General features: G+C 62.0%; 22 protein-coding genes. 15 read left to right on the forward strand and 7 right to left on the reverse strand.

The window, feature by feature from the left end:
• Positions 1-5: 5 nt before the first annotated feature.
• Positions 6-1,745, reverse strand: a complete 1,740-nt coding sequence (locus ACEN8E_RS17095) for an amidohydrolase (protein ID WP_495589111.1) — start codon at positions 1,743-1,745, stop codon at positions 6-8.
• A 107-nt stretch (positions 1,746-1,852) separates the two neighbouring features.
• On the opposite strand from ACEN8E_RS17095, the gene ACEN8E_RS17100 reads away from it, so the two are divergent.
• Positions 1,853-2,767, forward strand: coding sequence for a LysR family transcriptional regulator (locus ACEN8E_RS17100; protein ID WP_495589112.1), 915 nt, complete (start codon positions 1,853-1,855; stop codon positions 2,765-2,767).
• 54 nt (positions 2,768-2,821) lie between these two features.
• Here ACEN8E_RS17100 and ACEN8E_RS17105 read toward each other — a convergent pair whose 3' ends face one another.
• Positions 2,822-3,445, reverse strand: a complete 624-nt coding sequence (locus ACEN8E_RS17105) for an NIPSNAP family protein (RefSeq protein ID WP_495589113.1) — start codon at positions 3,443-3,445, stop codon at positions 2,822-2,824.
• Positions 3,446-3,696: 251 nt separating this feature from the next.
• Between ACEN8E_RS17105 and leuC the strand changes: the two genes are divergently transcribed.
• Positions 3,697-5,118 (forward strand): 3-isopropylmalate dehydratase large subunit, encoded by a 1,422-nt coding sequence (leuC, locus tag ACEN8E_RS17110; RefSeq protein WP_495589114.1) that lies wholly within the window; start codon positions 3,697-3,699, stop codon positions 5,116-5,118.
• A gap of 3 nt (positions 5,119-5,121) precedes the next feature.
• On the forward strand, positions 5,122-5,730 hold the full coding sequence (leuD, locus tag ACEN8E_RS17115; protein ID WP_495589115.1) for a 3-isopropylmalate dehydratase small subunit: 609 nt from the start codon (positions 5,122-5,124) through the stop codon (positions 5,728-5,730).
• A gap of 149 nt (positions 5,731-5,879) precedes the next feature.
• On the opposite strand, the gene ACEN8E_RS17120 is transcribed toward leuD, so the two are convergent.
• Positions 5,880-6,797, reverse strand: coding sequence for a LysR substrate-binding domain-containing protein (locus tag ACEN8E_RS17120; protein WP_495589116.1), 918 nt, complete (start codon positions 6,795-6,797; stop codon positions 5,880-5,882).
• Between the two features lie 128 nt (positions 6,798-6,925).
• Between ACEN8E_RS17120 and ACEN8E_RS17125 the strand changes: the two genes are divergently transcribed.
• Complete coding sequence (locus tag ACEN8E_RS17125) at positions 6,926-8,272, forward strand: 2-hydroxycarboxylate transporter family protein (RefSeq protein WP_495589117.1); 1,347 nt, start codon at positions 6,926-6,928, stop codon at positions 8,270-8,272.
• A 51-nt stretch (positions 8,273-8,323) separates the two neighbouring features.
• Here the strand turns inward: ACEN8E_RS17125 and ACEN8E_RS17130 are convergent, their stop codons facing one another.
• Entirely contained in the window at positions 8,324-9,097 is a 774-nt protein-coding gene (locus tag ACEN8E_RS17130) for an AraC family transcriptional regulator (protein ID WP_495593342.1), read from the reverse strand.
• A gap of 134 nt (positions 9,098-9,231) precedes the next feature.
• On the opposite strand from ACEN8E_RS17130, the gene ACEN8E_RS17135 reads away from it, so the two are divergent.
• Entirely contained in the window at positions 9,232-10,461 is a 1,230-nt protein-coding gene (locus ACEN8E_RS17135) for an MFS transporter (protein ID WP_495589118.1), read from the forward strand.
• A 175-nt stretch (positions 10,462-10,636) separates the two neighbouring features.
• The gene (locus ACEN8E_RS17140) at positions 10,637-11,461 is read left to right on the forward strand and encodes a response regulator transcription factor (protein ID WP_495589119.1); all 825 of its coding nucleotides are present in this window, start codon (positions 10,637-10,639) and stop codon (positions 11,459-11,461) included.
• A 139-nt stretch (positions 11,462-11,600) separates the two neighbouring features.
• Here ACEN8E_RS17140 and ACEN8E_RS17145 read toward each other — a convergent pair whose 3' ends face one another.
• Positions 11,601-11,867 carry a DUF6124 family protein gene (locus ACEN8E_RS17145; protein ID WP_495589120.1) on the reverse strand — a complete coding sequence of 89 codons (267 nt, stop codon included), beginning with the start codon at positions 11,865-11,867 and terminating at the stop codon, positions 11,601-11,603.
• A 558-nt stretch (positions 11,868-12,425) separates the two neighbouring features.
• Here ACEN8E_RS17145 and ACEN8E_RS17150 point away from each other — a divergent pair.
• The 6 genes from ACEN8E_RS17150 to ACEN8E_RS17175 all read left to right on the forward strand — a co-directional run bounded on the left by ACEN8E_RS17150 (position 12,426) and on the right by ACEN8E_RS17175 (position 19,171).
• A complete protein-coding gene (locus tag ACEN8E_RS17150; protein WP_495589121.1) occupies positions 12,426-13,553 on the forward strand; it encodes an ABC transporter ATP-binding protein in 1,128 nt (375 codons plus the stop codon).
• A 39-nt stretch (positions 13,554-13,592) separates the two neighbouring features.
• Positions 13,593-14,735 (forward strand): ABC transporter substrate-binding protein, encoded by a 1,143-nt coding sequence (locus ACEN8E_RS17155; RefSeq protein ID WP_495589122.1) that lies wholly within the window; start codon positions 13,593-13,595, stop codon positions 14,733-14,735.
• Positions 14,736-14,766: 31 nt separating this feature from the next.
• Entirely contained in the window at positions 14,767-15,684 is a 918-nt protein-coding gene (locus ACEN8E_RS17160) for an ABC transporter permease (protein WP_495589123.1), read from the forward strand.
• Between the two features lies 1 nt (position 15,685).
• Positions 15,686-16,513 carry an ABC transporter permease gene (locus ACEN8E_RS17165; protein ID WP_495589124.1) on the forward strand — a complete coding sequence of 276 codons (828 nt, stop codon included), beginning with the start codon at positions 15,686-15,688 and terminating at the stop codon, positions 16,511-16,513.
• The gene (locus ACEN8E_RS17170; protein WP_495589125.1) at positions 16,506-17,978 is read left to right on the forward strand and encodes an aldehyde dehydrogenase family protein; all 1,473 of its coding nucleotides are present in this window, start codon (positions 16,506-16,508) and stop codon (positions 17,976-17,978) included. The genes ACEN8E_RS17165 and ACEN8E_RS17170 overlap by 8 nt, the downstream gene beginning before the upstream one ends.
• A 425-nt stretch (positions 17,979-18,403) precedes the next feature.
• Complete coding sequence (locus ACEN8E_RS17175) at positions 18,404-19,171, forward strand: metallophosphoesterase (RefSeq protein ID WP_495589126.1); 768 nt, start codon at positions 18,404-18,406, stop codon at positions 19,169-19,171.
• 8 nt (positions 19,172-19,179) lie between these two features.
• Here the strand turns inward: ACEN8E_RS17175 and ACEN8E_RS17180 are convergent, their stop codons facing one another.
• Complete coding sequence (locus ACEN8E_RS17180; protein ID WP_495589127.1) at positions 19,180-20,133, reverse strand: LysR family transcriptional regulator; 954 nt, start codon at positions 20,131-20,133, stop codon at positions 19,180-19,182.
• A 142-nt stretch (positions 20,134-20,275) separates the two neighbouring features.
• Here ACEN8E_RS17180 and ACEN8E_RS17185 point away from each other — a divergent pair, with 142 nt between their 5' ends.
• The gene (locus ACEN8E_RS17185) at positions 20,276-21,454 is read left to right on the forward strand and encodes a M20 aminoacylase family protein (protein WP_495589128.1); all 1,179 of its coding nucleotides are present in this window, start codon (positions 20,276-20,278) and stop codon (positions 21,452-21,454) included.
• 48 nt (positions 21,455-21,502) lie between these two features.
• Positions 21,503-22,801 (forward strand): MFS transporter, encoded by a 1,299-nt coding sequence (locus ACEN8E_RS17190; protein ID WP_495589129.1) that lies wholly within the window; start codon positions 21,503-21,505, stop codon positions 22,799-22,801.
• 39 nt (positions 22,802-22,840) lie between these two features.
• Here ACEN8E_RS17190 and ACEN8E_RS17195 read toward each other — a convergent pair whose 3' ends face one another.
• The gene (locus ACEN8E_RS17195; RefSeq protein ID WP_495589130.1) at positions 22,841-23,863 is read right to left on the reverse strand and encodes a GlxA family transcriptional regulator; all 1,023 of its coding nucleotides are present in this window, start codon (positions 23,861-23,863) and stop codon (positions 22,841-22,843) included.
• A gap of 120 nt (positions 23,864-23,983) precedes the next feature.
• Between ACEN8E_RS17195 and ACEN8E_RS17200 the strand changes: the two genes are divergently transcribed.
• Positions 23,984-24,625 (forward strand): HD domain-containing protein, encoded by a 642-nt coding sequence (locus ACEN8E_RS17200; protein ID WP_495589131.1) that lies wholly within the window; start codon positions 23,984-23,986, stop codon positions 24,623-24,625.
• Positions 24,626-24,651 lie beyond the last annotated feature (26 nt).

A 24,651-nucleotide genomic window follows, 5' to 3' on the forward strand; every position in this document is an offset into this window, starting at 1 on the left:
AGGAGTTACGGGCGGCTGTAGACTTCGCGCCCGGCGAAGTAGGTCTTGAGCACCTGGGTGTCGGCCAGCTGCGTTTCAGGGACGCTGAACACATCGCGATCGACAATGATCATGTCGGCTTGCTTGCCCGGGGTCAGCGAGCCGATCTGTTGTTCCAGGCCAATGGTTTTCGCGGCGTTGCGGGTGTAGGCGTAGAACATGGTTTCGCGGTCGATGGCTTCAGCCTGGTTCAGCACACCCTTGGGGCCTTTGCGGCTGATGGCTTGCCCGATCGCTTTCCATGGTTCAGGCGTCGACACCGGCCAGTCGCTGGCACCGGAGAGGGTCGCGCCGTTCTTGAGCAGCGAACGCGCCGGGTACATGAACTGGAATTGCATGGCATTGATGTACGGCTGGAGCAGATCGATGCTCAGCTCGTCTGCCGAAGCCCAGTAGAGTTGCATGGACGCAATGACATTGAGCGGCTTGAACCGGGTGAATTCCTTGGGGTTGACCATCTGCAAATGAGTGATGGAATGGGCCACGTTGTTGTGTCCCTCGCGGCGCGCTTGCTCGATGCCATTGAGGGATTCACGCACCGCACGATCACCGATGGCATGAATATGCACCAGCCATCCGCGGGCATCGGCGGCCCCCACCAGTTCGCCGAAGTGCGCCGGGTCGATCAGCAGTTCGCCGCCCTTGAGCGAGTTTTTGTAGGGCGATAGCAATGACGCCGTTTGCGCCGGAAACTCGGCCACACCATCGGCAAACACCTTGATGCCGGGCAGGCTGAGATTGTCGACATCGGCAAACTGCTGGCGCACCTGCTCCATGACCTCAAGGTCGGCGGGTTTGCTCTTGGGGTTGACGACCATCAGGGCGGCCACGTGCAAGCGCAGTTCACCCTTGTCCGCCAACGCCTTGTAGGCCGGCAGTACCCCGACGTTTTTCACCGTGGGCTTGAAGTCGAACAATGCATCGCCGGGCACCGCGTTGGCCGCCGGGTCCATCAGGGCCGTCACGCCCAGGCTGTGATAGAGATCGCGGGCAGCCTCGGCGGCGCCGATCAATTGCTCGAGACTGGCTGGCGGCAGCTGCGACATCACCGCCGACAATCCGGCATCGGCGACGAAACCGTTGGGTGTGTTGTCGTCATGATGGCCGATGGTTGCCACGGCTTCGCCAGTCAGGGCCTTGACCCGCTCGGCATCGATACCAGCGCGTTTGAGCAAGGCCTTGTTGGCCCAACCGGTGTGGTAATCCCAACCGACAAACAATATCGGCGTGGCCGCCCACTCACCCTGGTTGAAGCGCTTTTCAAACTCCGCCACCTGGCTCCAATAGGTCGAGGGCGTTCCACCGACGACGAGCATGTCGCCATGCCGGGCCTTGCCGTTGTCGCGCCACTCGCGCAAGTGCTGCTCCAGTTCGTCGAACGGCAGCATTTGCGTTTCAAGGTCCGCGGACTTGAGCTTTACGCCGCCAAACACCGCGTGGCTGTGGGTGTCGATGAAACCGGGCATCAATACCTTGCCCTGCAAGTCGACGACCTGCGTACCGGGATCCTTGAGCGCCAGCACCTCGGCGTCGCTGCCGACCTTGACGACTTTTCCGTCCTCCACGGCCACGGCCTGTTGCAGGGCCTTGCCCTGCTCGGCCGTAAAGACTTTGCCGTTATGCAAAATCAGATCGGCGGCCGCCATGCTTTCCATAGAGGAAAGACCAATAGCCATGGCCAATGCCGACTGGAATATTCGCTTCATCGTCCCGCACCTTTTTTCTTGTAAGAATGCCGAGAGACTAGCGAACCGGGTGGCAGTAAAGAATACTCGGCCCACGCAACACATACTTTCCAAACAGGAAACACTGCATGGACCAACTCAGCGCCATCGCGATGTTTGTCGAAACCGCCGACCAAGGCAGTTTCACCCGCGCCGCCTCGCAACTGGGCAAAACCACGTCGGCCCTGACCCGGGCCATCACCCACCTGGAAGAGGAGTTGGGCACGCGCCTGTTCGAGCGCTCCACACGACGCATCGCGCTGACCGAGGCCGGGGAGATTTTCCTCGCCAGTTCACGGCAGGTGCTGACGCAACTGGAGCAGGCCCGGGAAGACATCGATCAACTGCAGCGGGAAATGTATGGCCTGCTGCGCGTGACCGCCCCACCCTCGTTCGCGCCGGCCTTTCTCAATGCGGTGTGCTGTCGCTTTCTCGAGCGCTATCCGCAGATGCGCCTCGACGTGGTGCTGACCGATGAGTTCGTCGACCTGGTCGAAGGCCGGTTCGACCTGGCGGTGCGGGACGGCCCGATAGAACTGCCCGATCTGATCACGCGCCCGCTGACAGCCAACCGTATCCTCTTGTGCGCCAGCCCCCGGTACTTGCAACGCAACCCGCTGGAGGTGCAACCGCACACGTTCAATCAGCATGATTGGCTGCTGTTTCGTCATCCCGCCCTGAACCCGCATTACTGGTGGATCCAACACGAGGGTGAACGCAAACGCATCGCCCAGCCGATACCGCGGCTGAGCAGCGACAACTACGACTTCCTGTTCGGTGCCCTGCTGGCCGGCCGGGGTTTACAGTTCTGCCCGCAATGGAGCGCCGCACCGTACCTTCGGCGTGGCGAACTGGTGCAACTGTTGCCGGACGCCGACCTCGACCCTGAGCAGTTCGGCAGGAAAATCCATGTGATTTACCCGGCGCACCGCCGCCACACGCGCAAGCATCAGGCGTTCATCGAGTGCCTGAATGAGTATCTGGACGAGCAGGCGTTGCATTGAGGCAGACATCCGCTGCGCTTGAATTCACACCTGGCTGATCGTGCCGCGCCCGGGTCATTGCAAGGGCGAGAACTTCGCGGGCAGATAGATCGTCGAGCGCATGTCGCGCAGTTGCGGGCCGGAGTTTTCTGGCGGCCAGACGCCGTCGGCGACCGCTTGGGTGCGCACCTGCAAGCGCTGTTCAAGGCTGGTCCACGGCCAAATGTGCAGATAGCGCGGCAGCGCGCCGTCAGTGGCATAAAACGCCGCGTACACCGGCGAATACTGTTCGGCGGTCCGCGCTTCGATGGCTTTGCTCCAGCCGTCGAGGGTTGGCTGCAACCCGCTGCTGACCAGGTCGTAGACGCGCAACTCGTAGAACGGACCGTGCTGGCCGGCGCTCAAGGGTTCAAGAAAAGGAAACAGCGTGTAGTTTTCGATGCGCAGGTCGCTGATGAATTCGCGGATACCGAAGACCTCGCCCCCCAACAGAAAACGCTCGCGCTCCGCCTGCCGCAGGCTCTCGTCAGCGAAACCACGCAACACGGCAATCTGGTTCAACTGGCCGATCTCCGAGGCCCAGCACCCCATCAGCGTGCCGCCGACATTCGGATCATCCAGCGCAGCCTCGATGCGCGCCAGGGCATCGGCGACGGTACGCACGCGCACAGTAAAAGTGATCAGTTCAAAAAAACGCATAACGACTCCGGCGAACGGCTTTCAAAGCCCACAGCCTATGACAGCCCCCCGCCGCCGGGATATTGAGACGAACCCCATGGTTTACGGCATTTGCCGCAGTGTCCTAGGTAGTTTCTTTACGTTGGGTTGCGCTCGATAATTCACGCATTGTGCTCAATGCCTTCACTTAATGGCACTTGATGCAGGAATGGCGACGAATATGCTGTGGCCATGTTTCCCGTGAACTCGCCCACGCATAAAGAACCCACGCCATGAACAGCCCCAGAACGCTCTACCAAAAGCATATCGACAGTCACACCGTGTGCGCCCTTGACGATCAGGGCCATGTGCTGCTGTACATCGACCGCCAGGTCGCCAACGAGTACACCAGCCCGCAAGCTTTCAGCGGCATGCGCGAATCGGGTCGCAAAGCCTGGCGACCGGCCGCGACGCTGGCGGTCGTCGACCACGTCAATCCCACGGCACCCACGCGCACTGCCGCCATGCCGGATGCTGGCGGTGCCCGTCAGGTGTCCTACTTCGAAGAAAACTGCCGCGACTTCGGCATCGAGCTGTTCGACGTGCTGGACAAGCGCCAGGGCATCGAGCACGTCGTGGCCCCCGAACAAGGCTTTATCCTGCCCGGCATGGTCGTTGCCGCCGGCGACAGCCACACCACCACCTACGGGGCCCTCGGAGCCTTCGGTTTCGGCATCGGCACCTCGGAAATCGAACACTTGCTGGCCTCGCAAACCTTGGTCTACAAGTGCCTGAAGACCCTGCGCGTGACGGTCAATGGCGTGCTCGGGACAGGCGTGACATCCAAGGACATCATCATGGCCCTGATCGAAAAAATCGGCGCTTCGGGCGCCACCGGCTATGCCATCGAGTTCACCGGCCCGACGATCAGCGACCTCAGCGTCGAAGCTCGCATGACCATCTGCAACATGGCCGTCGAAGCCGGCGCCCGGGGCGCGTTCATGGCCCCGGATGACAAGGTCTTCGCCTACCTGCAACACAAGCCCCGCGCCCCTCGGGGCCAATTGTGGGAACAGGCCGTCGCGAAATGGCGCGGCCTGCACAGTGATGCAGGCGCGGTGTTCGATCGCGAAGTCACCCTGGATGTCGCGGCGCTGGAACCCATGGTGACCTGGGGCACCAGCCCCGATCAGGCGGCACCGGTGGGCGGGCATGTACCGGACCCGGCCGCGCAGCCTGACCTGATCCGGCGCCAGGGCATGCAACGCGCCCTGAACTACATGGGCCTGGCACCGGGCATGCCGCTGAGCGACGTGGTGATCAGCCATGCATTCATCGGTTCGTGCACCAATGCGCGCATCGAAGACCTGCGCGATGTCGCCCGCGTCGTGCGCGGCAAACAGGTGGCGGCCCACGTCCGGGCGATGATCGTGCCCGGTTCGACACTGGTGCGTAATCAGGCCGAAGAGGAAGGGCTGGCGCAGATTTTCCTCGATGCCGGTTTTGAATGGCGCCAGTCGGGTTGCTCGATGTGCCTGGCCATGAATGACGATGTGCTCGCCCCCGGCGATCGCTGCGCCTCGAGCACCAACCGCAACTTCGAAGGCCGGCAAGGCGCCGGTGCGCGCACCCATCTGATGAGCCCGGCCATGGTCGCCGCCGCAGCGATTACCGGGCATTTGACCGACGTGCGCACGTTCGCGCAGGAGGCTTGAACCATGCAACCTTTCACTATCGTCAGCGGCAGCGCCGCACCGCTTCTGGCCGCCAACATCGACACCGACGTGATCATGCCCAAGCAGTTCCTCAAGGGAATCGATCGCAAGGGCCTGGATAAGGGCCTGTTCTTTGACCTGAGGTTCCTGGAGTCCGGCGCAGCCAATCCTGAATTCATCCTCAACCAGCCAGCCTGGGCTGACGCCGTTTTTCTGGTGACAGGGCCTAACTTCGGTTGCGGATCAAGCCGTGAACACGCGGTCTGGGGGCTGAAACAGGTCGGCATCCGGGCGCTGATCGGCAGCAGCTTTGCCGGTATTTTCTATGACAACTGCCAGCGCAATGGTGTGTTGGCAATTCAGCTGGCCGAGGATCAACTCAAGCAGATTGCCGCGTTGACCAGCAACCCGGCAACGGCTCGAATCAGCGTCAATCTGCCGGAACAAACCATCGAACTGGCAGACGGCAACGTGATCCCGTTCGAGATCGATCAATTGCGCAAGCAATCGCTGTTGCAGGGCCTGGATGCGATTGGCACCACGCTGCAACGTGAGGCGCAGATTCGCAGTTTCGAGGCCCGGCACCTGGCGGAAAATCCCTGGCTGAACTGATGGAAAACCCCGGCGGATGTACGGATTTTTGTAGGAGCGAGCTCGCTCGCGATGGACTCAACGGCACCGCATTTAACCTGCAAACACGCGTTATCGTTAACGACCATCGCGAGCGAGCTCGCTCCTACAGCAGTGCAGATGCCAATGGTTCACTCAACCGAGAGATGACGAAAATACTGTTCCAAAAACTCTACGCAAACCCGTAGCTTGGCCGACTGGCTCAAGCGCGTCGGGTACACGGCCCACACGTTGGCGCTCTGAGTGTAATCGTGCAGCACTTGCACCAACCGCCCCTGCTCCAGCATCGGCTTCACATCCCACATCGAGCGCAACAGAATCCCGCCGCCACTCAAGGCCCACTGCAACACGATCTCACCGTTGTTGGAGGACAAAGGTCCGCTGACGCGCACCGATTCTTCCTGCCCGTCCTTCGTCAGGCTCCACACGCCGAACGCATTGTTGCGCTCCTTCAGCACCAGGCAATCGTGGTCTTTCAAGTCCGCCAGCGATTGCGGCACACCCCGCCGTTCCAGGTACTCGGGCGTCGCACACAGCACCCGCCGGTTGCTCACCAGTTTGCGGCCCAGATGCTGGCCCGGCAGGTCATCGCCCACGCGAATTTCCAGGTCGAAGCCTTCGCCGACGATATCGACCACGCGATCGAACACGTCCAGCCGCAGCTCGAGTTTTGGATAGGTTTGCGACAGTTCGCAGATGGCCGGCGCCACATGGTTACGCCCGAAACCGAAGCTGCTGCAAATGTGCAGCGAGCCCATTGGCTGTTGCCGCGCCTGGGATATTTCGCCGACGAAATCATCGAAGTCACCGAGCAATTTCTCCGCCCACACCCGCACCCGCTCGCCGTCGTCAGTCAGCGCAATGCGCCGTGTGGTGCGGTGCAGCAAGCGGGTCGAGAGCGTGGTTTCCAGAACGGAAATGCGCTTGCTTATGTAAGCCGGTGAAAAACCCAATTCCTCGGCGGCGCTGGCGAAGCCGTTTTTTCGAACGACGGTGAGGAAAACCTTGAGGTCTTCCGGCAACGGAAACTGATCACGATTCGTGTTCATACGCCTCATACTTTCGCTGTTTATTGCGCTATTTGCGAAGGATACCATCGATCTACCGAGTGGCAATCCATCCCCGGTCCGCCGTGGTTTCTGAATCCTCGATAAAAACAACATGAGGAAAGAGCGACATGAACAAGCCCTATGAGCAATCCCTGAAAGTCGCAACCGCCTCCGATGGCGGGTTTGTGCAACGCCTGCGCAGCCTGTGCGCCTACGAAATCGGCGTCATCCCGCTGCCGGTGTTTCTCGGCATCGCTGTCATCGTTTATCTCTCGGCCCACCTGGGCTTCCTGCCCAAGAACATGATCGGCGGGCTCGCCGTCATCATGACCATGGGCATGTTCTTCGGCCAGATGGGCTCGCGCCTGCCGGTCCTCAAGGAAATTGGCGGCGGCGCGATCCTGTGCCTGATGCTGCCGTCGATATTGGTGTTCTATGGCTTCTTCGGGCCGGCAACGATCGACGCGACCAAAATGTTGATGAAGGAAGCCAACTTTTTGTACTTCGTGATCGCCAGCCTGGTGGTCGGCAGCATTCTGGGAATGAGCCGTTTCATTCTGGTCCAGGGCATGCTGCGGATGTTCATTCCCCTGCTCGTCGGCACCCTGGCCGCCGTTGCCAGCGGATTGATGGTCGGCAAACTGATGGGCTACAGCTTCCACCACACGTTCTTTTTCATCATCGTGCCGATTATTGGCGGCGGGATCGGCGAAGGGATTCTGCCGCTGTCGCTGGCCTACTCGGCGATCCTCGGCGGCACCCCGGATATCTACGTGGCGCAACTGGCACCCGCCGCCGTGGTCGGCAACATCGTGGCGATCATCTGTGCGGGTTATCTGTCGCGCCTGGCCCTCAAACGCCCGACCATCAACGGTGAAGGCTCGCTGATTCGCGCCAAGGCCGAGAATGACCGGTTCCAGGTCAAGGAAGACGCAGGCGCCATCGTCGACTTCCGTGTCATGGGCGCCGGCGTACTGTTGATCTGCGCTTTCTTCGTCCTCGGCGGTCTGCTGGAAAAAGTCGTGGGCATTCCCGGCCCGGTGATGATGATCCTCGCCGCGGTGCTGTTTAAGTACCTTCGAGTGCTACCGGAAAAACTCGAGAAAGGTGCCAACAGCTTTTACAAACTGGTGTCCTCGGCGTTCATCTGGCCGGTGATGATCGGCCTGGGCATGCTCTACGTGCCACTGGACAGCGTGGTGAAAGTGTTCTCGATCGGCTATGTGCTGGTCTGCGTCTCGGTGGTGGTGTCGATGACCGTGGCCGGCTTCTTCATCGGCAACCTGATGAAGATGTACCCCATCGAATCAGCCATCGTGACCTGCTGCCACAGCGGCCTGGGCGGCACCGGTGACGTGGCAATTCTCTCGGCCTCGAACCGCATGTCGTTGATGCCGTTCGCGCAGATCTCCACCCGTATCGGTGGGGCTTCGACGGTGATTCTGGCGACGATACTGTTGCGTCTGTTTGTTTGAAGATGGGCCAGTGACAGGGGTGTTCTCTTCTATAAGTGAACACCCTTTCCATCACTTGAAAAAATCACTCGGCGTCTTGCCGAACTGCTTCTTGAACATGGTGGTGAACGCGCTCGGGCTGTCGTACCCCAGCTCGCCGGCGATGTCGATGATCTTCTCGCCGACGGCGATTCGCTCCAGCGCCAGCAGCAGTCGCGCTTGCTGGCGCCATTGGCCGAAGGTCATGCCGGTTTCCTTGCGGAAGCGTCGCTGGATGGTCTTTTCGTCAAGGCCCAGCCGGGCGCTCCAGTCCGACACTGTCGAGCCATCACCGGGATCACGCTGCAACGCGGTACAGATCAGGTTGATACGTTGATCAGTGGGCTGCGGCAGGTTCAATGGCAAGGTCGGCAGGATCGTCAGTTCATCCAGGATCAGGCGCAACACCCGGGCTTGCCGCGGGTCCGGATCGGCGGAAAAGTCGAAATCGACCGAGACCTTGATCAGCTCACTCAGCAACGCGGAAACACTCACCGCCCGGGTTTCGGCGGGCAGATCCGGGCTCGCGTCCGGGTGCACGAAAACGCTGCGCATCTTGATCGCCCCCACGCAGCGAATCGAGTGCACCTCTCCACTCGGCATCCAGATGCCACGGCTCGGCGGCACCGTCCATTGGCCCGCAGCGGCGTGCACCACCATCACACCTTCGATGGCATAGATCAGTTGATGTTTTTCATGGGAGTGCGGCGCGATGAACCAGTTTTCCGGGTAGTCGGTCGCACTGCTGCGAACGCTCCAGCCGCCTTGGTCGATCTCCGCAAGAAATGTCTGCAATGGCTTGATCATGACGCCCTTTTTGCGATGGTCCATGCCCGAGTTGCGCGAGACGGGCGCCTTTACGGCCCCTAGGATAACGCCGAACCCCGAAATTGGCTGCGCCTTGCGTTCGCAGTTCGCGTTTTTTATCCGGAAACCCGCCCATGTCGACCACTACCCTCAGCTCCCCCTCAGCCACCGTCACGGTTGCCAACCAGGCCAGCCCGTTGGTCATGCGTGTCATCGGTGCGTGCGCACTGGCGCACCTGATCAACGACCTGATCCAGGCCGTGCTGCCGTCGATCTACCCGATGCTCAAGGCCACTTATGGCCTGAGCTTCACCCAGGTCGGGCTGATCACCCTGACCTTCCAGCTCACCGCCTCACTGCTGCAACCGTGGATCGGTTTCTACACCGACCGTCATCCCAAACCGTGGCTGCTGCCGGCCGGCATGGTCTGCACCCTGATCGGCATTCTGATGCTGTCGATGGTCGGCAGCTTCCCGGCCATTCTCGTGGCCTCGGCACTGGTGGGCGTCGGTTCGTCGACCTTTCACCCCGAGACCTCGCGGGTGGCGCGCCTGGCTTCGGGCGGTCGCTACGGCCTGGCGCAGTCGACCTTTCAGGTGGGAGGCAATGCCGGCAGCGCCTTCGGCCCATTGCTGGCGGCGGCGATCATCATTCCCTACGGCCAGGGCAACGTTGCCTGGTTCGGCCTGTTCGCAGTGTTTGCCATCCTCGTGCAGTACGGCCTGAGCCGCTGGTACCGCAATCACCTGAATCTGTTCAAGCTCAAGCAAGGCAGCAAGGCCACCCACGGCCTGTCCAAGCGACGGGTGACGTTCGCCTTGGTGGTGCTGGCGCTGCTGGTGTTCTCCAAATACTTCTACATGGCCAGCTTCACCAGTTACTTCACCTTCTACCTGATCGAGAAGTTCGACCTGTCGGTGGCCAGTTCGCAGCTGTACCTGTTCTTGTTCCTCGGCGCTGTCGCGGCGGGAACGTTCTTTGGTGGCCCGATCGGTGACCGGATCGGCCGCAAGCGGGTGATCTGGTTTTCCATCCTCGGCGCCGCGCCGTTCACCCTCGCCCTGCCCTACGTCGACCTGTTCTGGACAGGCGTGCTGAGCATGATCATCGGCTTCATCCTCGCCTCGGCCTTCTCGGCCATCGTGGTCTTCGCCCAGGAACTGGTGCCCGGCAACGTCGGCATGATCGCCGGGGTGTTCTTCGGCCTGATGTTCGGATTCGGCGGGATTGGCGCCGCGCTGCTGGGGCATCTGGCGGATATCCAGGGCATCGAGTACGTGTACACGCTGTGTTCGTACCTGCCGCTGCTGGGGATTCTGACGATCCTGTTGCCGTCTACCGCAAAACGCCCGTCGGGAGCGTGAATGACCGCTCCACCTGATCACTTTTGCTACCCGCCCTGTAGCACTCGGTAACACCCGGCCCTGTTGCGGTGCGTGTTCTCCACGACGCGCCGCCAACCGCCGCGCTCCACACGGGCAGAACCGCCATGGCGTACTTTGTGCATCCAAAGGCCATCCTCTTCTGCCTGTAGCCGCCATGCGCCCCAAGGAACTGAAACTCTGGACCACCGGTGTCGCCCACCTGCTCGACCTGCCCGCCGGGCATGCGCGGCTGTCGGGGTTGAGCCACTGGATCCGGCAAATCTGCCCGGTCGATCATTTCGTGTTGTTTGTCTACGAAGGCAATCACCGGCCACTGGCGTTGTTCGATACGTTCTCGGCGGACAAGCGCGCGGTGTATGTCGACGACTACCAGTGCGGGCCTTACCTGCTCGATCCGTTCTACCTGGCCTGCACCCGCGGTCAGGCACCGGGACTGTGGCGCTTGCGCCAGTTCGCCCCCGACCATTTCTATCTCGGCGAATACTTCCTGACCTATTACCAGCAAACCGGACTGGCCGAGGAAGTGGCGTTTTTCGTCGACCTCGGCGACGGCGCCACGGCGGTGCTGTCGCTGATGCGTTCGACCGCCAGCTGCGCGTTCAGCCGTGACGAAATGCAGCTGGTCGAATGCGCGCAAGCGGTGGTCGAGCAGGTCATCAATGAAGCCTGGCGCTTGCGTCAGGCCCAGCAACCACGCCCGGCCCAAGACCTGGACTTCAAGATCCGCGAAGCCTTCGACCACTTCGGCGCGCACATCCTCACCGGGCGCGAGCAGGAAATCGTGCAACTGCTGCTGCGCGGCCACTCCAGCGCGTCGGTGGCCGAACAACTGAGCATCAGCCCCGGCACGGTGAAGATTCACCGCAAGAACATCTACGCCAAGCTGGGCATTGGCAGCCAGTCGGAGTTGCTCGGGTTGTTTATTCGGGAGCTGACGGAGGATCCGTTGCAGGCGCCCGGCTTCAAGCTGCAGGCCTGATACCTGTCGGTTTACGCAAATCCCTGTGGGAGCGAGCCTGCTCGCGAAAGCGGTGTATCTGCCAACATCAGCGTTGGATGTGAAACCGTATTCGCGAGCAGGCTCGCTCCCACAGGTTGTTTGGCGCTGATTCAGATACCTAAGGTGGATCAAGCTGATCCAGCGCCCGGTTTACCGCCAGTTCCCCCAACATGATCACCTGCGCAATCCCCAACAGTGCATTGCGGCTCGTCCCCTGCAGATGATCCACCAGATCGTTGGCCATGACATTGGCCGACGCCAGCGATTCACAGGCATGCACCAGCAGGGTTTCGGTATTGAGCTCGGGATTGACGATGAACATCGTGCAGGGTGTGCGCGGGGTTGCCGGATCGGTGTCTGGCGGGCTGGATGTGACCTTGAACATAGTGAAACTCCTCGTATCGTAAAAAGGAGCCATCACTCTCACGCTACCAAACGTAGGGTGGTGGCCATACGCAGGTTGGTAGACCGGGATACAAGGAGACCGGCGCGCCCGAAGGCGCCCTGTGCATGGCCACCATAAAGCTGCGTAGAAAAACGCTGCAGATGATGAAGCATTGCACCTCGTATACCTGGGCTACCAAACCCGATCGCTGTTGTTTTCCAGCGACCGGCAAACGATAAAACCCAGGTCCAAGGCGCACAAGCCGGCGGATTCTGGCGTACCCGTAGGCAACGACGCAAGGTGTTGTAGCCTCCGCGAAGTAACGCCGGGTGTCTTTAAACACACACCTGCATTTTGTGTAGGAGCGAGCTCGCTCGCGATGGTCGTTAACGATTACGCGGGATGACTGGCTCAACGCAGCGCTCTTGAGTTCATCGCGAGCGAGCTCGCTCCTACAATAAATCGCTCCTATCCCCCAAGGGATATATACACCGCAAAACCCCGATTGCTAGTTTGGCCCCCGACGCACTGATTCATCACTGCAAGGGAGCCCGCATCGTGAACAACAGCGTGAACGACACCCCGCCAAGCGATATCGAATTCTGCAATGTGGTCAAACGCTATGGCGAGGTGCAGGCCGTTGGCGGTCTGAATTTCGCGGTGCGGCGTGGCTCGTTTCACTCCTTCCTCGGTGGTTCGGGCTGCGGCAAGACCACCACCCTGCGCATGATCGCCGGCTTCGAACAGCCCACCAGCGGCGAGGTGCGTCTGGCCGGCAAGAGCGTGGCCGGCGTGCCGGCGTTCGAGCGGCCGGTGAACATGGTGTTCCAGCATTATGCGCTGTTTCCGCACCTGACCGTGGCGCAGAACATTGCCTATGGCCTGCGCTATCGCACCCCGCGCCCGGATAAAAAACAGCAACTGCGCATGGCCGATGAAGCGCTGGAAATGGTGCGCCTGAGCGGCTTCGGCCAACGCAAGCCAAGCGAGCTTTCCGGCGGCCAGCAACAGCGTGTCGCCCTCGCCCGCGCCCTGGTCAACAAGCCGACGGTGTTGCTGCTCGACGAGCCACTGGCGGCGCTGGACCGCAAGCTGCGCAAGGAGATGCAATCGGAACTGCTGCGCTTGCAGCGCGAGGTCGGCATCACGTTCGTGCTGGTCACCCACGATCAGGAAGAAGCGCTGTCGATGAGCGACAGCATCAGCGTGATGCACAACGGTTCGATCATCCAGACCGCCACCCCGGAACAACTCTATGAAGCCCCGGCCAGCCGTTATGTGGCCGACTTTATCGGCGAATCCAACCTGTTCGACGGCACCGTTCGCCAGCTCAACGGCCATTCGGTGGTGCTGCGTACCGAGCAGGGTCTGGAGCTGACCAGCCCGCTCACCCCCACCGGCAAGGGCCTGAGCGCCAATGCCGCCGGTTGCATTGCGGTACGCCCGGAGCTGATCAGCATCGCCGGGGCCAACACCGAAATGACCCGCGAAGTGAAGCTGCCGGGCAACGTCGAAGACCGCATTTACCTGGGCAACTCCACCGAATACCGCGTACGCACCCAGGCCTTCGGGGTGGTGTGCGTGCGTGTACCGCGCCATCTGGATCACGGCGCCAATGCATTCGAACACGGCGCGGCAGTACGCGTCGGCTGGGATCACGCCAATGGCCTGGCCATGGCGTTGTAAATCATCGATTCGTTTCATCAACCGGATGTGGAGCGTGCTATGGACCAGAAGACTTTTATAAAAACCCTGCGCAGCTGGCAGAACGGCTCGATCAGTCGCCGCGACTTCCTTGGCCGCACGGGCCTCGGGATTGCCGCCGCCGTGGTCGCGACCAATATGCCCGGCCTGCTGACCTCCACCGCCGAGGCGGCCGAGCAGAGCAAACTCGGTGATCGCCTGTCGCTGGCGACCTGGCCGAACTACCACAGCCAGGAAAACCTCGACGCCTTCGGCAAGACCACAGGCGCCCGGGTGTCGATGAGTGTGTTCGGTTCCAACGAAGAAATGCTCGCCAAATTGCAGGCCGGCGGCAGTGGCTGGGACGTGCTGGTACCGACCAACTACACCATCAGCACGTACGTCGGGCTGGGCCTGATCGAGCCGCTGGACCTGTCGCGCATTCCCAACTTCGACGCCTCGGCGTTCCAGCAGAAGTTCATGGCCCAGGGCACGGTGGATGGCAAGGTCTACGCGGTGCCGAAAAACTGGGGCACCACCGGCATGCTCTACGACACCGGCAAACTGAAAAACGGCCCGAGCAGCTGGAAGGAATTCTGGGCCGCCGCCCAAGGCCCGGCCAGTGGCCGGACGATGGTCCACGACTACCAGTTGACCGCCATCGGCAACGCCCTCAAAAGCTTCGGCTACAGCTTCAACTCCCTGGACCCGAAAGAACTGGCCGACGCGGAAAAACTGCTGATCGAGGTCAAGCCGCACCTGTTCGCGATCAACTCCGACATCCAGCCATCGATGCGCAGCGGCGACGCCTGGCTGGCGATGTCGTGGACCGGCGACGCCTCGCAACTGCACCGCGACAACGCGCAAATGCAGTTCGAGCTGGGCAAGGAAGGTGGCGAGCTGTGGAGCGACTTCTTCGCGATTCCGAAAAGCTCGGAGCACAAGGACGCCGCCTATGCCTTCATCAACTACCTGCTCGATCCGCAGCACAACAAACTCGAAGTGCTGAGCCACGGCTACCCGAGCGGCGACAAGCGTGTCGATGCCTTGCTGCCCACGGCGATGCTCGACGACCCGATCATGTACCCGGCCGCCGAGGCCTTGAGCCCGCTGGAGTTCGGGGCGGCCGCCACGCTCACCAGCCCGGCACGCGCCGAACTGATGGCACGTTTCAAGTCCGCCTGATCGCTTGACCATGGCCAATGAGGAGTCACCCATGAATGCCGCCGCCCACCCGCAAACGGTGCAGCCGGGCCGTGCCCTGTCGGCCGAGGTTCGCCAACGGCGCAGCCTCGGCGGGCGCATCACCCTGTTGATGCTCTTGCCGTCGACCCTGTGGTTCCTGCTGCTGTTGTTGATGCCGCTGGTGATCATCCTGGTCTTCAGTTTCGGCGAGCGCAGTGCCGTGGGCGGTTACGCCGGTGGCTTCACCCTGGCCAACTACCTGAACCTCGGCTCGCGCGGTGCGGCGTTCAGCAACACGCTGATGCTCGCGCCGCTGGGCACCCTGGTGTGCCTGGTGGCGGCTTATCCACTGGCGTATTTCCTGGCGGTCAAGGTCACGAAGAACCGTTCGCTGTTGCTGACCCTGGTGATCGTACCGTTCTGGACCAGTTTCCTGATCCGCACCTATGCGTGGATTTTCATCCTCAGCGGCAAAGGCATTCCGGCGCTGCTGGCCAGCCTGGGCCTTGAGGATGTGCGATTGATCAACACGCCGTGGGCGGTGCTGATCGGCATCGTCTACGGCTACCTGCCGCTGATGGTATTCCCCATCTACGTCAGCCTGGAAAAACTCGACAAGCGCCTGCTCGAAGCCTCGGCGGACCTCGGTGCCAGCGCCTTCGAAAGTTTCCGGCGCATCACCCTGCCCTTGTCCGCGCCGGGGATCATCACCGGGGTGATGCTGGTGTTCATCCTGCTGATGGGCGAGTTCCTGATCCCGGCGATTCTCGGTGGCGGCAAGGTGTTCTTTGTCGGCAACGCGCTGGTCGACCTGTTCCTGCAATCGCGCAACTGGCCGTTCGGCAGTGCCCTGGCCATGACGCTGGTGGCGATGATGCTGCTGATCATCGGCGTGTATTTGAAACTGGTGGCGCGCTACGGCGGCCGCCCTGCCGACGGAGGCCTGTGACATGTGGCTGCGCAGCTATTCGACATCGCTGTACCTGTTCCTCTACGCACCGATTGCCTTGATCGTGCTGTTCAGCTTCAACGCCGGGCGCAGTGGCCTGGCCTTTCAGTGCTGCTCGGTGCAATGGTTCGGCACTGCCTTCGGCAACCCGTTCATCATGGAGGCACTGGGCAACAGCGCGCTGATCGCCTTCAGCTCGGCGGTGATCGCCACGCTGTTCGGCACCCTGGCGGTGTTCGGCTTGCAGCGCTGCGGTAGCAAAGTGCGGATGCTGTTCGATGCGCTGACCTATTGCGCGATCATCGTGCCGGGCATCGTCATCGGCATCTCGACGCTGATCGCCTTCATCAGCCTGTTCGACCTGATCAACCCGCTGCTGGCGAGCTGGTTGCCGACGCTGCCGAAGTTGAACATGGGTTTTTTCACCGTGATCGCCGCACACTCGCTGTTCACCATGGCCCTGGTCATGGTGATCGTGCGCAGCCGCGTCGACTCGCTGGACAAGGCCTTGCTCGAAGCCTCGGCCGACCTCTACGCGCCGCCGATGGACACCTTCTGGCGGGTGACCCTGCCGCAGATCAGCCCGGCGATCATGGCCGGGTTCCTGCTGGCCTTCACCTTCAGCTTCGACGATTTCATCATCGCGTTCTTCGTCGCCGGCTCCGAAACGACGCTGCCGATCTACATCTTTTCCTCCATCCGCCGGGGCGTCACGCCAGAGATCAACGCGATCTCGACGGTGATCATCTGCGTGTCGCTGGCCCTGCTGTTCACTTCCCGCCATCTGCAAAACCGCCGTACCGGCATCCAGGAGTCGCACCATGCGTGATCAGCTTTACATCAATGGCGAGTGGGTCAGCCCGGATCTGGGCGGTTATCTGGACGTGATCGACCCGGCCACCGAACAGGTCTTCCACCGTGTCGCGGCAGGTACCGAAGAAGACGTCGACCATGCCGTGCGCGCAGCCCGTCGTGCCTTCGACAATGGCTGGGGCCAAAGCAGCGGCGCCGAACGCGCGCAGTGGCTGGAGGCATTGGCCGATGAACTGGAAACCGGCAAACAGGCACTCTCGGAACTGGAAGTGCGCGACAACGGCAAACCCTTGCCGGAAGCACAATGGGACATCGGCGACGCCATCGCCTGCTTTCGCTACTACGCCGGCCTGGCCCGCGAACTGGACCAGCAGCAGGACCAGCCGCTGGCCTTGCCGGACGAGCGTTTCCGCTGCCGCATCCGCCACGAGCCGATTGGCGTCGCCGGGCAAATCATTCCGTGGAACTACCCGTTGCTGATGGCTGCATGGAAGGTGGCGCCCGCCTTGGCCGCCGGGGCCACGGTGGTGTTGAAACCGTCCGAGCTGACCCCGCTGACCGCCCTGGAACTGGCCGCCGCCGCCGATCGCATTGGCTTGCCCGCCGGGGTGTTGAACGTGGTCAGCGGCCTCGGTGCCGACGCCGGCAGCCCGCTCACCGAGCACCCGGGCGTGGACAAACTGGCGTTCACCGGCAGCGTGCCCACCGGGGCGAAAATCATGTCGGCGGCGGCGCGGGACATCAAGAACATCAGCCTGGAACTGGGCGGCAAGTCGGCCTTCATCGTGTTCGACGACGCCGATGTCGAAGCGGCGGTGGAGTGGATTCTGTTCGGGATTTTCTGGAATCAGGGTCAGGTGTGCAGCGCCACGTCACGCCTGCTGGTGCAGGAAACCATCGCCCCGCGCCTGATCGAGCGGCTGGTGGAGGAGACCCGCAGGATCAGCATTGGACCCGGCATGCAGCCCGGCGTTTTGCTCGGGCCGCTGGTCAGCCAGGGCCAGTACGACAAGGTGCTCGGCTTCATCGACCAGGGCCTGGCCAGCGGCGCCCGCCTGCTCACGGGTGGACAGCGACCGGCGCACCTGGCCGAAGGCTATTTCATCGAACCGGCGATTTTCGATGAGCCGGGCCACAGCAGCATTCTGTGGCGCGAGGAAGTGTTCGGCCCGGTGCTGTGCATCAAGCGCTTCAAGACCGAAGAGCAAGCAGTGCAAATGGCCAACGCCAGCCGCTTCGGCCTGGCTGCCGCCGTGATGAGCGCCGACTTGCAACGCAGCGCCCGGGTCGCCAACCAGCTGCGCGCCGGGATTGTCTGGGTCAACTGCTCGCAACCGACCTTCGTCGAGGCACCCTGGGGCGGCATGAAACACAGCGGCATCGGCCGGGAGCTGGGCCAATGGGGCCTGCACAATTACCTGGAGGTCAAGCAGGTCACCGAGTACGTCAGTGACCAGCCGTGGGGGTGGTATTTGAAGTAAGCGGGTCAACTGTGGGAGCGGTGGGTTAGCCAATATCTCTATTGGATGTGCTGGCCTCATCGCAGGCAAGCCCGCTCCCACAGGGATTGTGGCCCGCCACAGGACTGGCGTTCACTGAAGATCAAAACTGTGGGAGCAAGCCTGCTCGCGAAAGCGTTGGGTCAGTCGACATCTCTGTTGAATGTACCGACCTCTTCGCGAGCAGGCTCGCTCCCACAGGGCTTGCGGTCCGCCGCAGGATTGGCGTTCACAGCAGATCAAAACTGTGGGAGCGAGCCTGCTCGCGAAAGCGCTGGGTCCGTCGAAATATCTGTTGAATATGCCGGCCTATTCGCGAGCAGGCTCGTTCCCACAGGGCTTGTGGCTACGGGCTGACAACGCGTAAGTTGAATGACCTGCCCTGCAAAACCCGCCGGAGTTGATCAATGCGCATCGCCTTGCTGTCCGACATGCACCTGTCCGTCAACGCGATCCCCTTTCCCGCCGTGGATGCCGATATTGTCGTGCTCGCCGGGGATATCGCCCGGCCGGTCAAGGCCATCGAGTGGGCCAGGGCGTGCCCGGTTCCGCTGGTGTACGTGGCGGGCAATCACGAGTTTTACGGCAGTGACCTGGTGTCCACCCACGAACAGTTGAACAGCCTGGCGCAAGGCACCCGGATCCACGTTCTGGAGCGTTCGGAGTATGTCCACGACGGTGTGCGTTTTCTCGGTTGCACCTTGTGGTCTGATCATCGTCTGCTCGACAGCCCCGAGGATCGGGCGCAGGGCATCGATCTGGCGACCCAACTGATCCGTGACTTCAGCCACATCAAGATCGCCCCCGACTTTCCGGACCTGTTCACGCCCGCCATTTCCCAGCTGGTGTTCCTGCAGACGGTCGCCTGGCTGGAAGACTGCTTCACCCGCGACCGCAGCATGCCCACGGTGGTGGTCTCTCATTTCGCCCCGACACGGTCGAGCATCAGCCCGGCGTTTGCCGGTTCGCCGATCAACTCAAGTTTTGTCTCGGACCTCGAAGCGCGGATCAAAGACTGGCAGCCGGCACTGTGGCTGCATGGCCACACCCATGGCAGCTTCGATTATCGGGTGGGCAACACCCGCGTGGTCTGCAACCCCCGGGGCTATGCCAGGAATGGCATCAACGAAAATCCTGATTTCGATGACGCCTTCGTCATCGACCTTGCGCTCTGAGGCAACCCTCAGATCAACAGTTCCAGTGTATCGAACAGCTCGACATCCTCCGGCCGAGCCGACCGGGCGCGGCGCCGGATGATCTGGAACAGGCAGTCGACGAAGCATTGCGCGGCCACACCCATCTGGGCATTGCGCCCGGTGACGATACCGATGGTGTCGGTGGCAAAGCTCTCCTCCAGAGCCAGGCGCCTCACCCGTTCGCGGTAGCCCGGGATGGTGAGCATCGGTTCCGGAAAATAACTGAGCATGTCGGTCTGCTCGACCAGTGAAAGCGTCAGCTGCGGTGAATGCGCACGGTGGATATGCTGCATGTCGATCTGCGCGCCGTGCTGCCAGAACAGCTCGGTCATCAAACCTTCGTGGTTGGCATCCGGGTAATTGACCACCCAATCCTGATCGAGCAATTCGTGGATGGAGCGGCTTTCACGCAGTGGATGCCCATGGCGGGCGACGACGGCCATGCGATACGAAAAAATCTGCTCGCTGACAAACTCCGGGCGCGGCAGTAACGAAGACACCAGCCCCACCGCAAACTCCATGGTGCCGTCGCGCAAACGCGGCAACGTCACCGCCATCAGGCCTTCGAAAATTTCCAGGCGTACCCGGGGCATGCGCTGGCGGAACAGCGTCACGACTTCGGGCAACAGGGTCATGCCCATCCACGGCGAAATGCCCAGGCGCAACTGCCCTTCGGCCTGATCGCTCAGGTGTGCCAGTTCCAGTTGCGCGCGTTCGAGTTGGCTGAGCATCTGCCGCGCATGCTGCAACAGCGACTGACCGTAGGTGGTCAGCACCACGCCGCTGGCATTGCGCACCAGCAGCGGCAGGTTCAAGTGCTCCTCCAGCTCGCGCAACGCCTTGGCCACTGCCGTCTGCGACACGCCCAGTTGCCGCGCCGCCGCACGAATGCTGCCGCAGTCGGCAATCATCACCAGCGCCCGCAATTGATGCAGCTTCATCTCTTCCTCCTGATGCACCGGGTGTAAACCAATGGTTTTCAGCCCAGCTTTTTTGCGACTGCCGCGGCATTCGCCAACTCATTAGCATCGCAGGGTATCAGTCCAACAGCCGAAAACGACCAATAAAAACGAGGAGAATCTGATGATCGATTTGCCCGCCCTGCCCGGCATTCGTGCGCTCGAAGAAGAGATGATCGCCCTGCGCCGGCACATCCACGCCCACCCGGAACTGAGCTTTGAAGAGTTCGCCACCGCCGACCTGGTGGCGGGCAAGCTTCAGGCCTGGGGTTATCAAGTGCATCGGGGCCTGGGTGGCACCGGCGTGGTCGGGCTGCTGCGCCGAGGCACCGGCGGCAAGACGATCGGCCTGCGTGCCGACATGGATGCGCTACCGATCATCGAACAGACCGGTTTGCCCTACTCCAGCCGCCACGAGGGTGTAATGCACGCCTGCGGTCACGACGGGCACACGGCGATGCTGCTGGCGGCCGCCCGCTACATGGCCGAGAGTTGCGCGTTCGACGGATCGCTGGTGGTGATTTTCCAGCCCGCCGAGGAAGGCGACGGTGGCGCCCGGCGCATGCTCGAAGACGGTCTGTTCGAACTGTTCCCCTGCGATGCGGTATTTGCGATGCACAACATGCCGGGGCTGCCGACGGGCAAACTGGGTTTCCTCGCCGGTCCGTTCATGGCCTCGACCGACACCGTGAGCATTCGGGTCGACGGCGTTGGCGGCCACGGTGCCATGCCGCACAAGGCCGTTGACCCGGTGCTGGCCGGCTCGGCCATCGTCATGGCGTTGCAGAGCATCGTCTCGCGCAATGTCGCGCCGCTCGACACCGCTGTCATCACCGTCGGCGCGTTCCATGCCGGGATCGCGGCCAATGTGATTCCCGATCATGCCGAGTTGCAACTGAGCGTGCGCGCACTCAAGGCGCAAGTACGCGACGAGCTGATAACACGGATCACCGCCGTGGCCGAAGCCCAGGCAGCGAGTTTTGGCGCACGCGCCACGGTGACGGTCGACGAGGCCCAGCGCTTCCCGGCACTGTTCAATCACCCCGACAGTACCGAATTCGCTCGGCAGGTGGCGCTCGATTGGGTGGGCGAACAAGGCTTGATCGCGAACATGCAGCCATTGACCGGCAGCGAGGATTTTGCCGTGATGCTCGAGCGCTGCCCCGGCTGTTACCTGCTGATCGGCAACGGTGATGGTGAAGGCGGCTGCATGGTGCACAACCCCGGCTACGACTTCAACGACGACTGCCTGGCGACCGGTGCGAGCTACTGGGTGCGACTGGTCGAGGCCTTCCTGGCCTGATCCTTCCAAAACCTGCTGGTATCGCCCTCGTCTTCAGGAGTTCGCCCCATGTCCACTCCCCTTTCTACCGCCCTGCCCGATGCCGCCGCAGCCCGGCGGCCGATTGGCGCAAAAGCCATCGCCGCCATCACCATCGGCTCGGGTCTCGAGTTCTACGATTTCTCCGTCTACAGCTTCTTCGCCACGCTCATCGGTCGCCAGTTTTTCCCGGTGGAGAGCACGCTCGGGCAATTGCTGCTGTCGCTGGCCACCTTTGGCGTCGGTTTCGGCATGCGCCCCATCGGTGGCCTGGTGCTGGGGGCCTATGCCGACCGGGCCGGACGCAAACCGGCGATGATGCTGACCCTGTGGCTGATGGCACTGGGTTCGCTGTTGTTCACTATCGCCCCCACCTATGCGCAGATCGGCCTCTTCGCGCCGTTGATCATTGTGCTGGCACGCTTGATTCAGGGCTTCGCCATCGGCGGTGAAGTCGGAGCCTCGACGGCGATGCTGATGGAATACGCCGACGACAAAAGCCGCGGTTTCTATGGCAGTTGGCAGCTGTTCAGCCAGGGTTTGAGTTTTCTGCTGGGGGCGCTGGTGGCGTTGGCCCTGAGTTCATCCTTGTCGCCCGAGGCGTTGGAGAGCTGGGGTTGGCGGGTGCCTTTTGCCTTGGGAATCCTGGTGATCCCGGTCGGCATTTACATCCGTCGCCACCTCAAGGAAACCGCCGCCGAACAAGGTCATGAAGCGGTATCCAGCGTGCGGGTGATCTTCACCGGCTATCGTCGCCTGATCGTAACCGGCGTGCTGTTGGTGATCGGCAGCACCGCGTCCAGCTACATCGTGCTCGATTACATGACCAACTACACGGTCACGGTGCTGCACCTGCCGATGACCATGGGCACCACCGCCGCGTGCCTTGGCGCACTGGTACAGATCAGCCTGTCGATCTGGGCCGGCCGGCTCAGCGACCGGATCGGCCGGCGCCGCACCATCGCCCTGGGCAGTATCCCCATGCTGTTGCTGATTTACCCGGCGTTCATCCTGATGAACCGGTTTCCGACGCTCGGCATGTTGCTGGCCGTCTCGTTGCTCACCACCCTGTTGCTGGTGTTGATCACGGTGCCGACCCTGGTGTTGATCACTGAACTGTTCCCAAGGGCGATTCGTGCCACCGGGTTGTCGATCATTTATTGCCTGGGCGTCTCGGTGTTCGGTGGCTTCGCGCAGTTCTTCGCCACCGGGCTGATCGGCTTGACCGGCAACAACAACGCCCCGGCGCTGTATGTCATGGCGTGCCTGTGCCTGACCCTGATCGGACTGGCGCGGGTCAAGGAAACCGCCGGCAAGCCGCTCGACTAGGCCGCTGGTCAAGGGGTCGCCCGAAAGCCTCGGGCGACCTTACCCCACGCTTGGCGCGAAACGTTGCGCGTACTCCCTGGGGCTCACGCCAAGGCGCCGGACGAAAACCTTCCTCAGCACATCGACGCTTTGATATCCGCATCGGCGTGCGACCTCTTCCATCGAGCGCCCGCCCAGTTCGAGCTCCCGGCAGGCCGCTTCCAGCCGAACGTCTTCAACGTACCTGGCCGGCGTGGTCTGCAACTCCCGCTGGAAGATCCGGATCAGGGTTCGCACGCTGGTGGCAAAGCGGTCCGCGAGGATTTCCACGGTCAGTTGTGAACCCAGATGTTCGCTGATCCAGTGACGCAGCTCATCCAGATTTGAACCGGGGACCTGCTGCGATTGCAGGGCGACGCTGAACTGCGCCTGCCCACCGGGACGGCGCAGGAACAGCACCAGGTTTTTCGCGATGTCCAGCGCGGCGTCATCCCCCAGGTCTTCGCTGACCAGAGCCAAGGCAAGGTCGATGCCCGCCGAGATGCCCGCCGAGGTGTAGACGTTGCCGTCCTTGATCCAGATCGGATTCGGATCGACCCGCACCTTGGGAAAACGCTCGGCCAGGTCACGCGCCATGCGCCAGTGAGTCGTCGCACGGCGCCCATCCAGCAGCCCCGAATCCGCCAGGGCGAACGCGCCGACACAGATCGAGCACACCCGGCGTACGTTTTGTGAACGCGTGCGAATCCATTCGATGGCCGCCCCGTCCAGTTGATCGATTGCCTGCCAGCCCGTCGCCACGATCAGCGTGTCGATGGACTTGTCGGCACGCCGCTCGTGTTCCAGGGTCGTGTGCGCCATGAGCCCGATGCCGGTGCTACTCGCCATCTGCGGGTCGACACCCGCGCAAACCAGCTCAAGTACGTAGGGCGCGAAGGCTCCCTCGTGCAGGGTATTCGCCAGGGAAAACACCTCGGCCGGGCCGATCACATCGAGCCCGTCCACCGGTGGAAGGCCCAATATCACGATGCGTTTTGGCGTGCGGCCAATCGATGGCTGGCCGGGTTTTGTCTTGCTGATCACGGCTGACTCCTGCAGGTTCAGGACATCAATATTGGCACAAATCATCCGAAAATAGTCAATCGTGCCACTCGTCACATCCCTAGAGTGAACGTCAAGTCAACGTCATCCCCGGGAGGCAACATGAATACACCCATCAACATCGGCGGCTTCAGCGCACCAGACTCCGAGCTGGCCCGCAGAGCCGCTGCGCTCGTGGAACGCGTCCACTCCAGGGCACTTTTGCATCACGTGCACCGGACATGGTGGTTTGCCGAATTCCTCGGTCAGCGCCGGGGCTTGCAGTACGACCGGGAAACGGTCTACCTCGCGGCACTGCTGCATGATCTGGGGCTGACGCCCGAGTTTGCCGCCGACCAGCGCTTTGAAGTCGATGGCGCCGATGCCGCCCGTCGTTTTCTCCTGGCCAACGGTTATGCGCAGGCAAAAGCCGAACAGGTCTGGGATGCGATCGCCCTGCACTCCAGTGCCGGCATCGCCGACCGCAAACAGCCGGAAATCGCCCTGATCTATCTGGGTGCCCATGTCGATGTCATGGGGCTGCACCTGGATGAAATCACCCCCTCGCTGGTCGACGACACGCTCGCGCTCTACCCCCGCATCGGCATGAAAGCGGCCTTTACCCAGGCCGTTGCCGAAGTGGCCAGGAAGAAACCCCATACGGCCATTGGCACCGGGCTCGCGGATGTCGGGCGTCGCCATATCCATGGCTTCGACTGCCCGAATGTCTGCGACCTGATCGACAACGCGCCCTTCGACAGCTGACCCACGCCAATCCGTTCATTACTCTG

This window comes from Pseudomonas sp. Pseusp9, assembly GCF_059491265.1.

Excerpts from the sequence above, each read along its gene's own strand:
- leuC (WP_495589114.1), top strand. The coding sequence starts at position 3,697 with ATGAACAGCCCCAGAACGCTCTACCAAAAGCATATCGACAGTCACACC.
- ACEN8E_RS17155 (WP_495589122.1), top strand. The coding sequence starts at position 13,593 with ATGGACCAGAAGACTTTTATAAAAACCCTGCGCAGCTGGCAGAACGGC.
- ACEN8E_RS17100 (WP_495589112.1), top strand. The coding sequence starts at position 1,853 with ATGGACCAACTCAGCGCCATCGCGATGTTTGTCGAAACCGCCGACCAA.
- ACEN8E_RS17095 (WP_495589111.1), bottom strand. The coding sequence starts at position 1,745 with ATGAAGCGAATATTCCAGTCGGCATTGGCCATGGCTATTGGTCTTTCC.
- ACEN8E_RS17140 (WP_495589119.1), top strand. The coding sequence starts at position 10,637 with ATGCGCCCCAAGGAACTGAAACTCTGGACCACCGGTGTCGCCCACCTG.
- ACEN8E_RS17200 (WP_495589131.1), top strand. The coding sequence starts at position 23,984 with ATGAATACACCCATCAACATCGGCGGCTTCAGCGCACCAGACTCCGAG.
- ACEN8E_RS17105 (WP_495589113.1), bottom strand. The coding sequence starts at position 3,445 with ATGCGTTTTTTTGAACTGATCACTTTTACTGTGCGCGTGCGTACCGTC.
- ACEN8E_RS17145 (WP_495589120.1), bottom strand. The coding sequence starts at position 11,867 with ATGTTCAAGGTCACATCCAGCCCGCCAGACACCGATCCGGCAACCCCG.
- ACEN8E_RS17180 (WP_495589127.1), bottom strand. The coding sequence starts at position 20,133 with ATGAAGCTGCATCAATTGCGGGCGCTGGTGATGATTGCCGACTGCGGC.
- ACEN8E_RS17165 (WP_495589124.1), top strand. The coding sequence starts at position 15,686 with ATGTGGCTGCGCAGCTATTCGACATCGCTGTACCTGTTCCTCTACGCA.
- ACEN8E_RS17125 (WP_495589117.1), top strand. The coding sequence starts at position 6,926 with ATGAACAAGCCCTATGAGCAATCCCTGAAAGTCGCAACCGCCTCCGAT.
- ACEN8E_RS17185 (WP_495589128.1), top strand. The coding sequence starts at position 20,276 with ATGATCGATTTGCCCGCCCTGCCCGGCATTCGTGCGCTCGAAGAAGAG.
- ACEN8E_RS17160 (WP_495589123.1), top strand. The coding sequence starts at position 14,767 with ATGAATGCCGCCGCCCACCCGCAAACGGTGCAGCCGGGCCGTGCCCTG.
- ACEN8E_RS17135 (WP_495589118.1), top strand. The coding sequence starts at position 9,232 with ATGTCGACCACTACCCTCAGCTCCCCCTCAGCCACCGTCACGGTTGCC.
- leuD (WP_495589115.1), top strand. The coding sequence starts at position 5,122 with ATGCAACCTTTCACTATCGTCAGCGGCAGCGCCGCACCGCTTCTGGCC.
- ACEN8E_RS17120 (WP_495589116.1), bottom strand. The coding sequence starts at position 6,797 with ATGAACACGAATCGTGATCAGTTTCCGTTGCCGGAAGACCTCAAGGTT.
- ACEN8E_RS17130 (WP_495593342.1), bottom strand. The coding sequence starts at position 9,097 with ATGATCAAGCCATTGCAGACATTTCTTGCGGAGATCGACCAAGGCGGC.
- ACEN8E_RS17190 (WP_495589129.1), top strand. The coding sequence starts at position 21,503 with ATGTCCACTCCCCTTTCTACCGCCCTGCCCGATGCCGCCGCAGCCCGG.
- ACEN8E_RS17170 (WP_495589125.1), top strand. The coding sequence starts at position 16,506 with ATGCGTGATCAGCTTTACATCAATGGCGAGTGGGTCAGCCCGGATCTG.
- ACEN8E_RS17175 (WP_495589126.1), top strand. The coding sequence starts at position 18,404 with ATGCGCATCGCCTTGCTGTCCGACATGCACCTGTCCGTCAACGCGATC.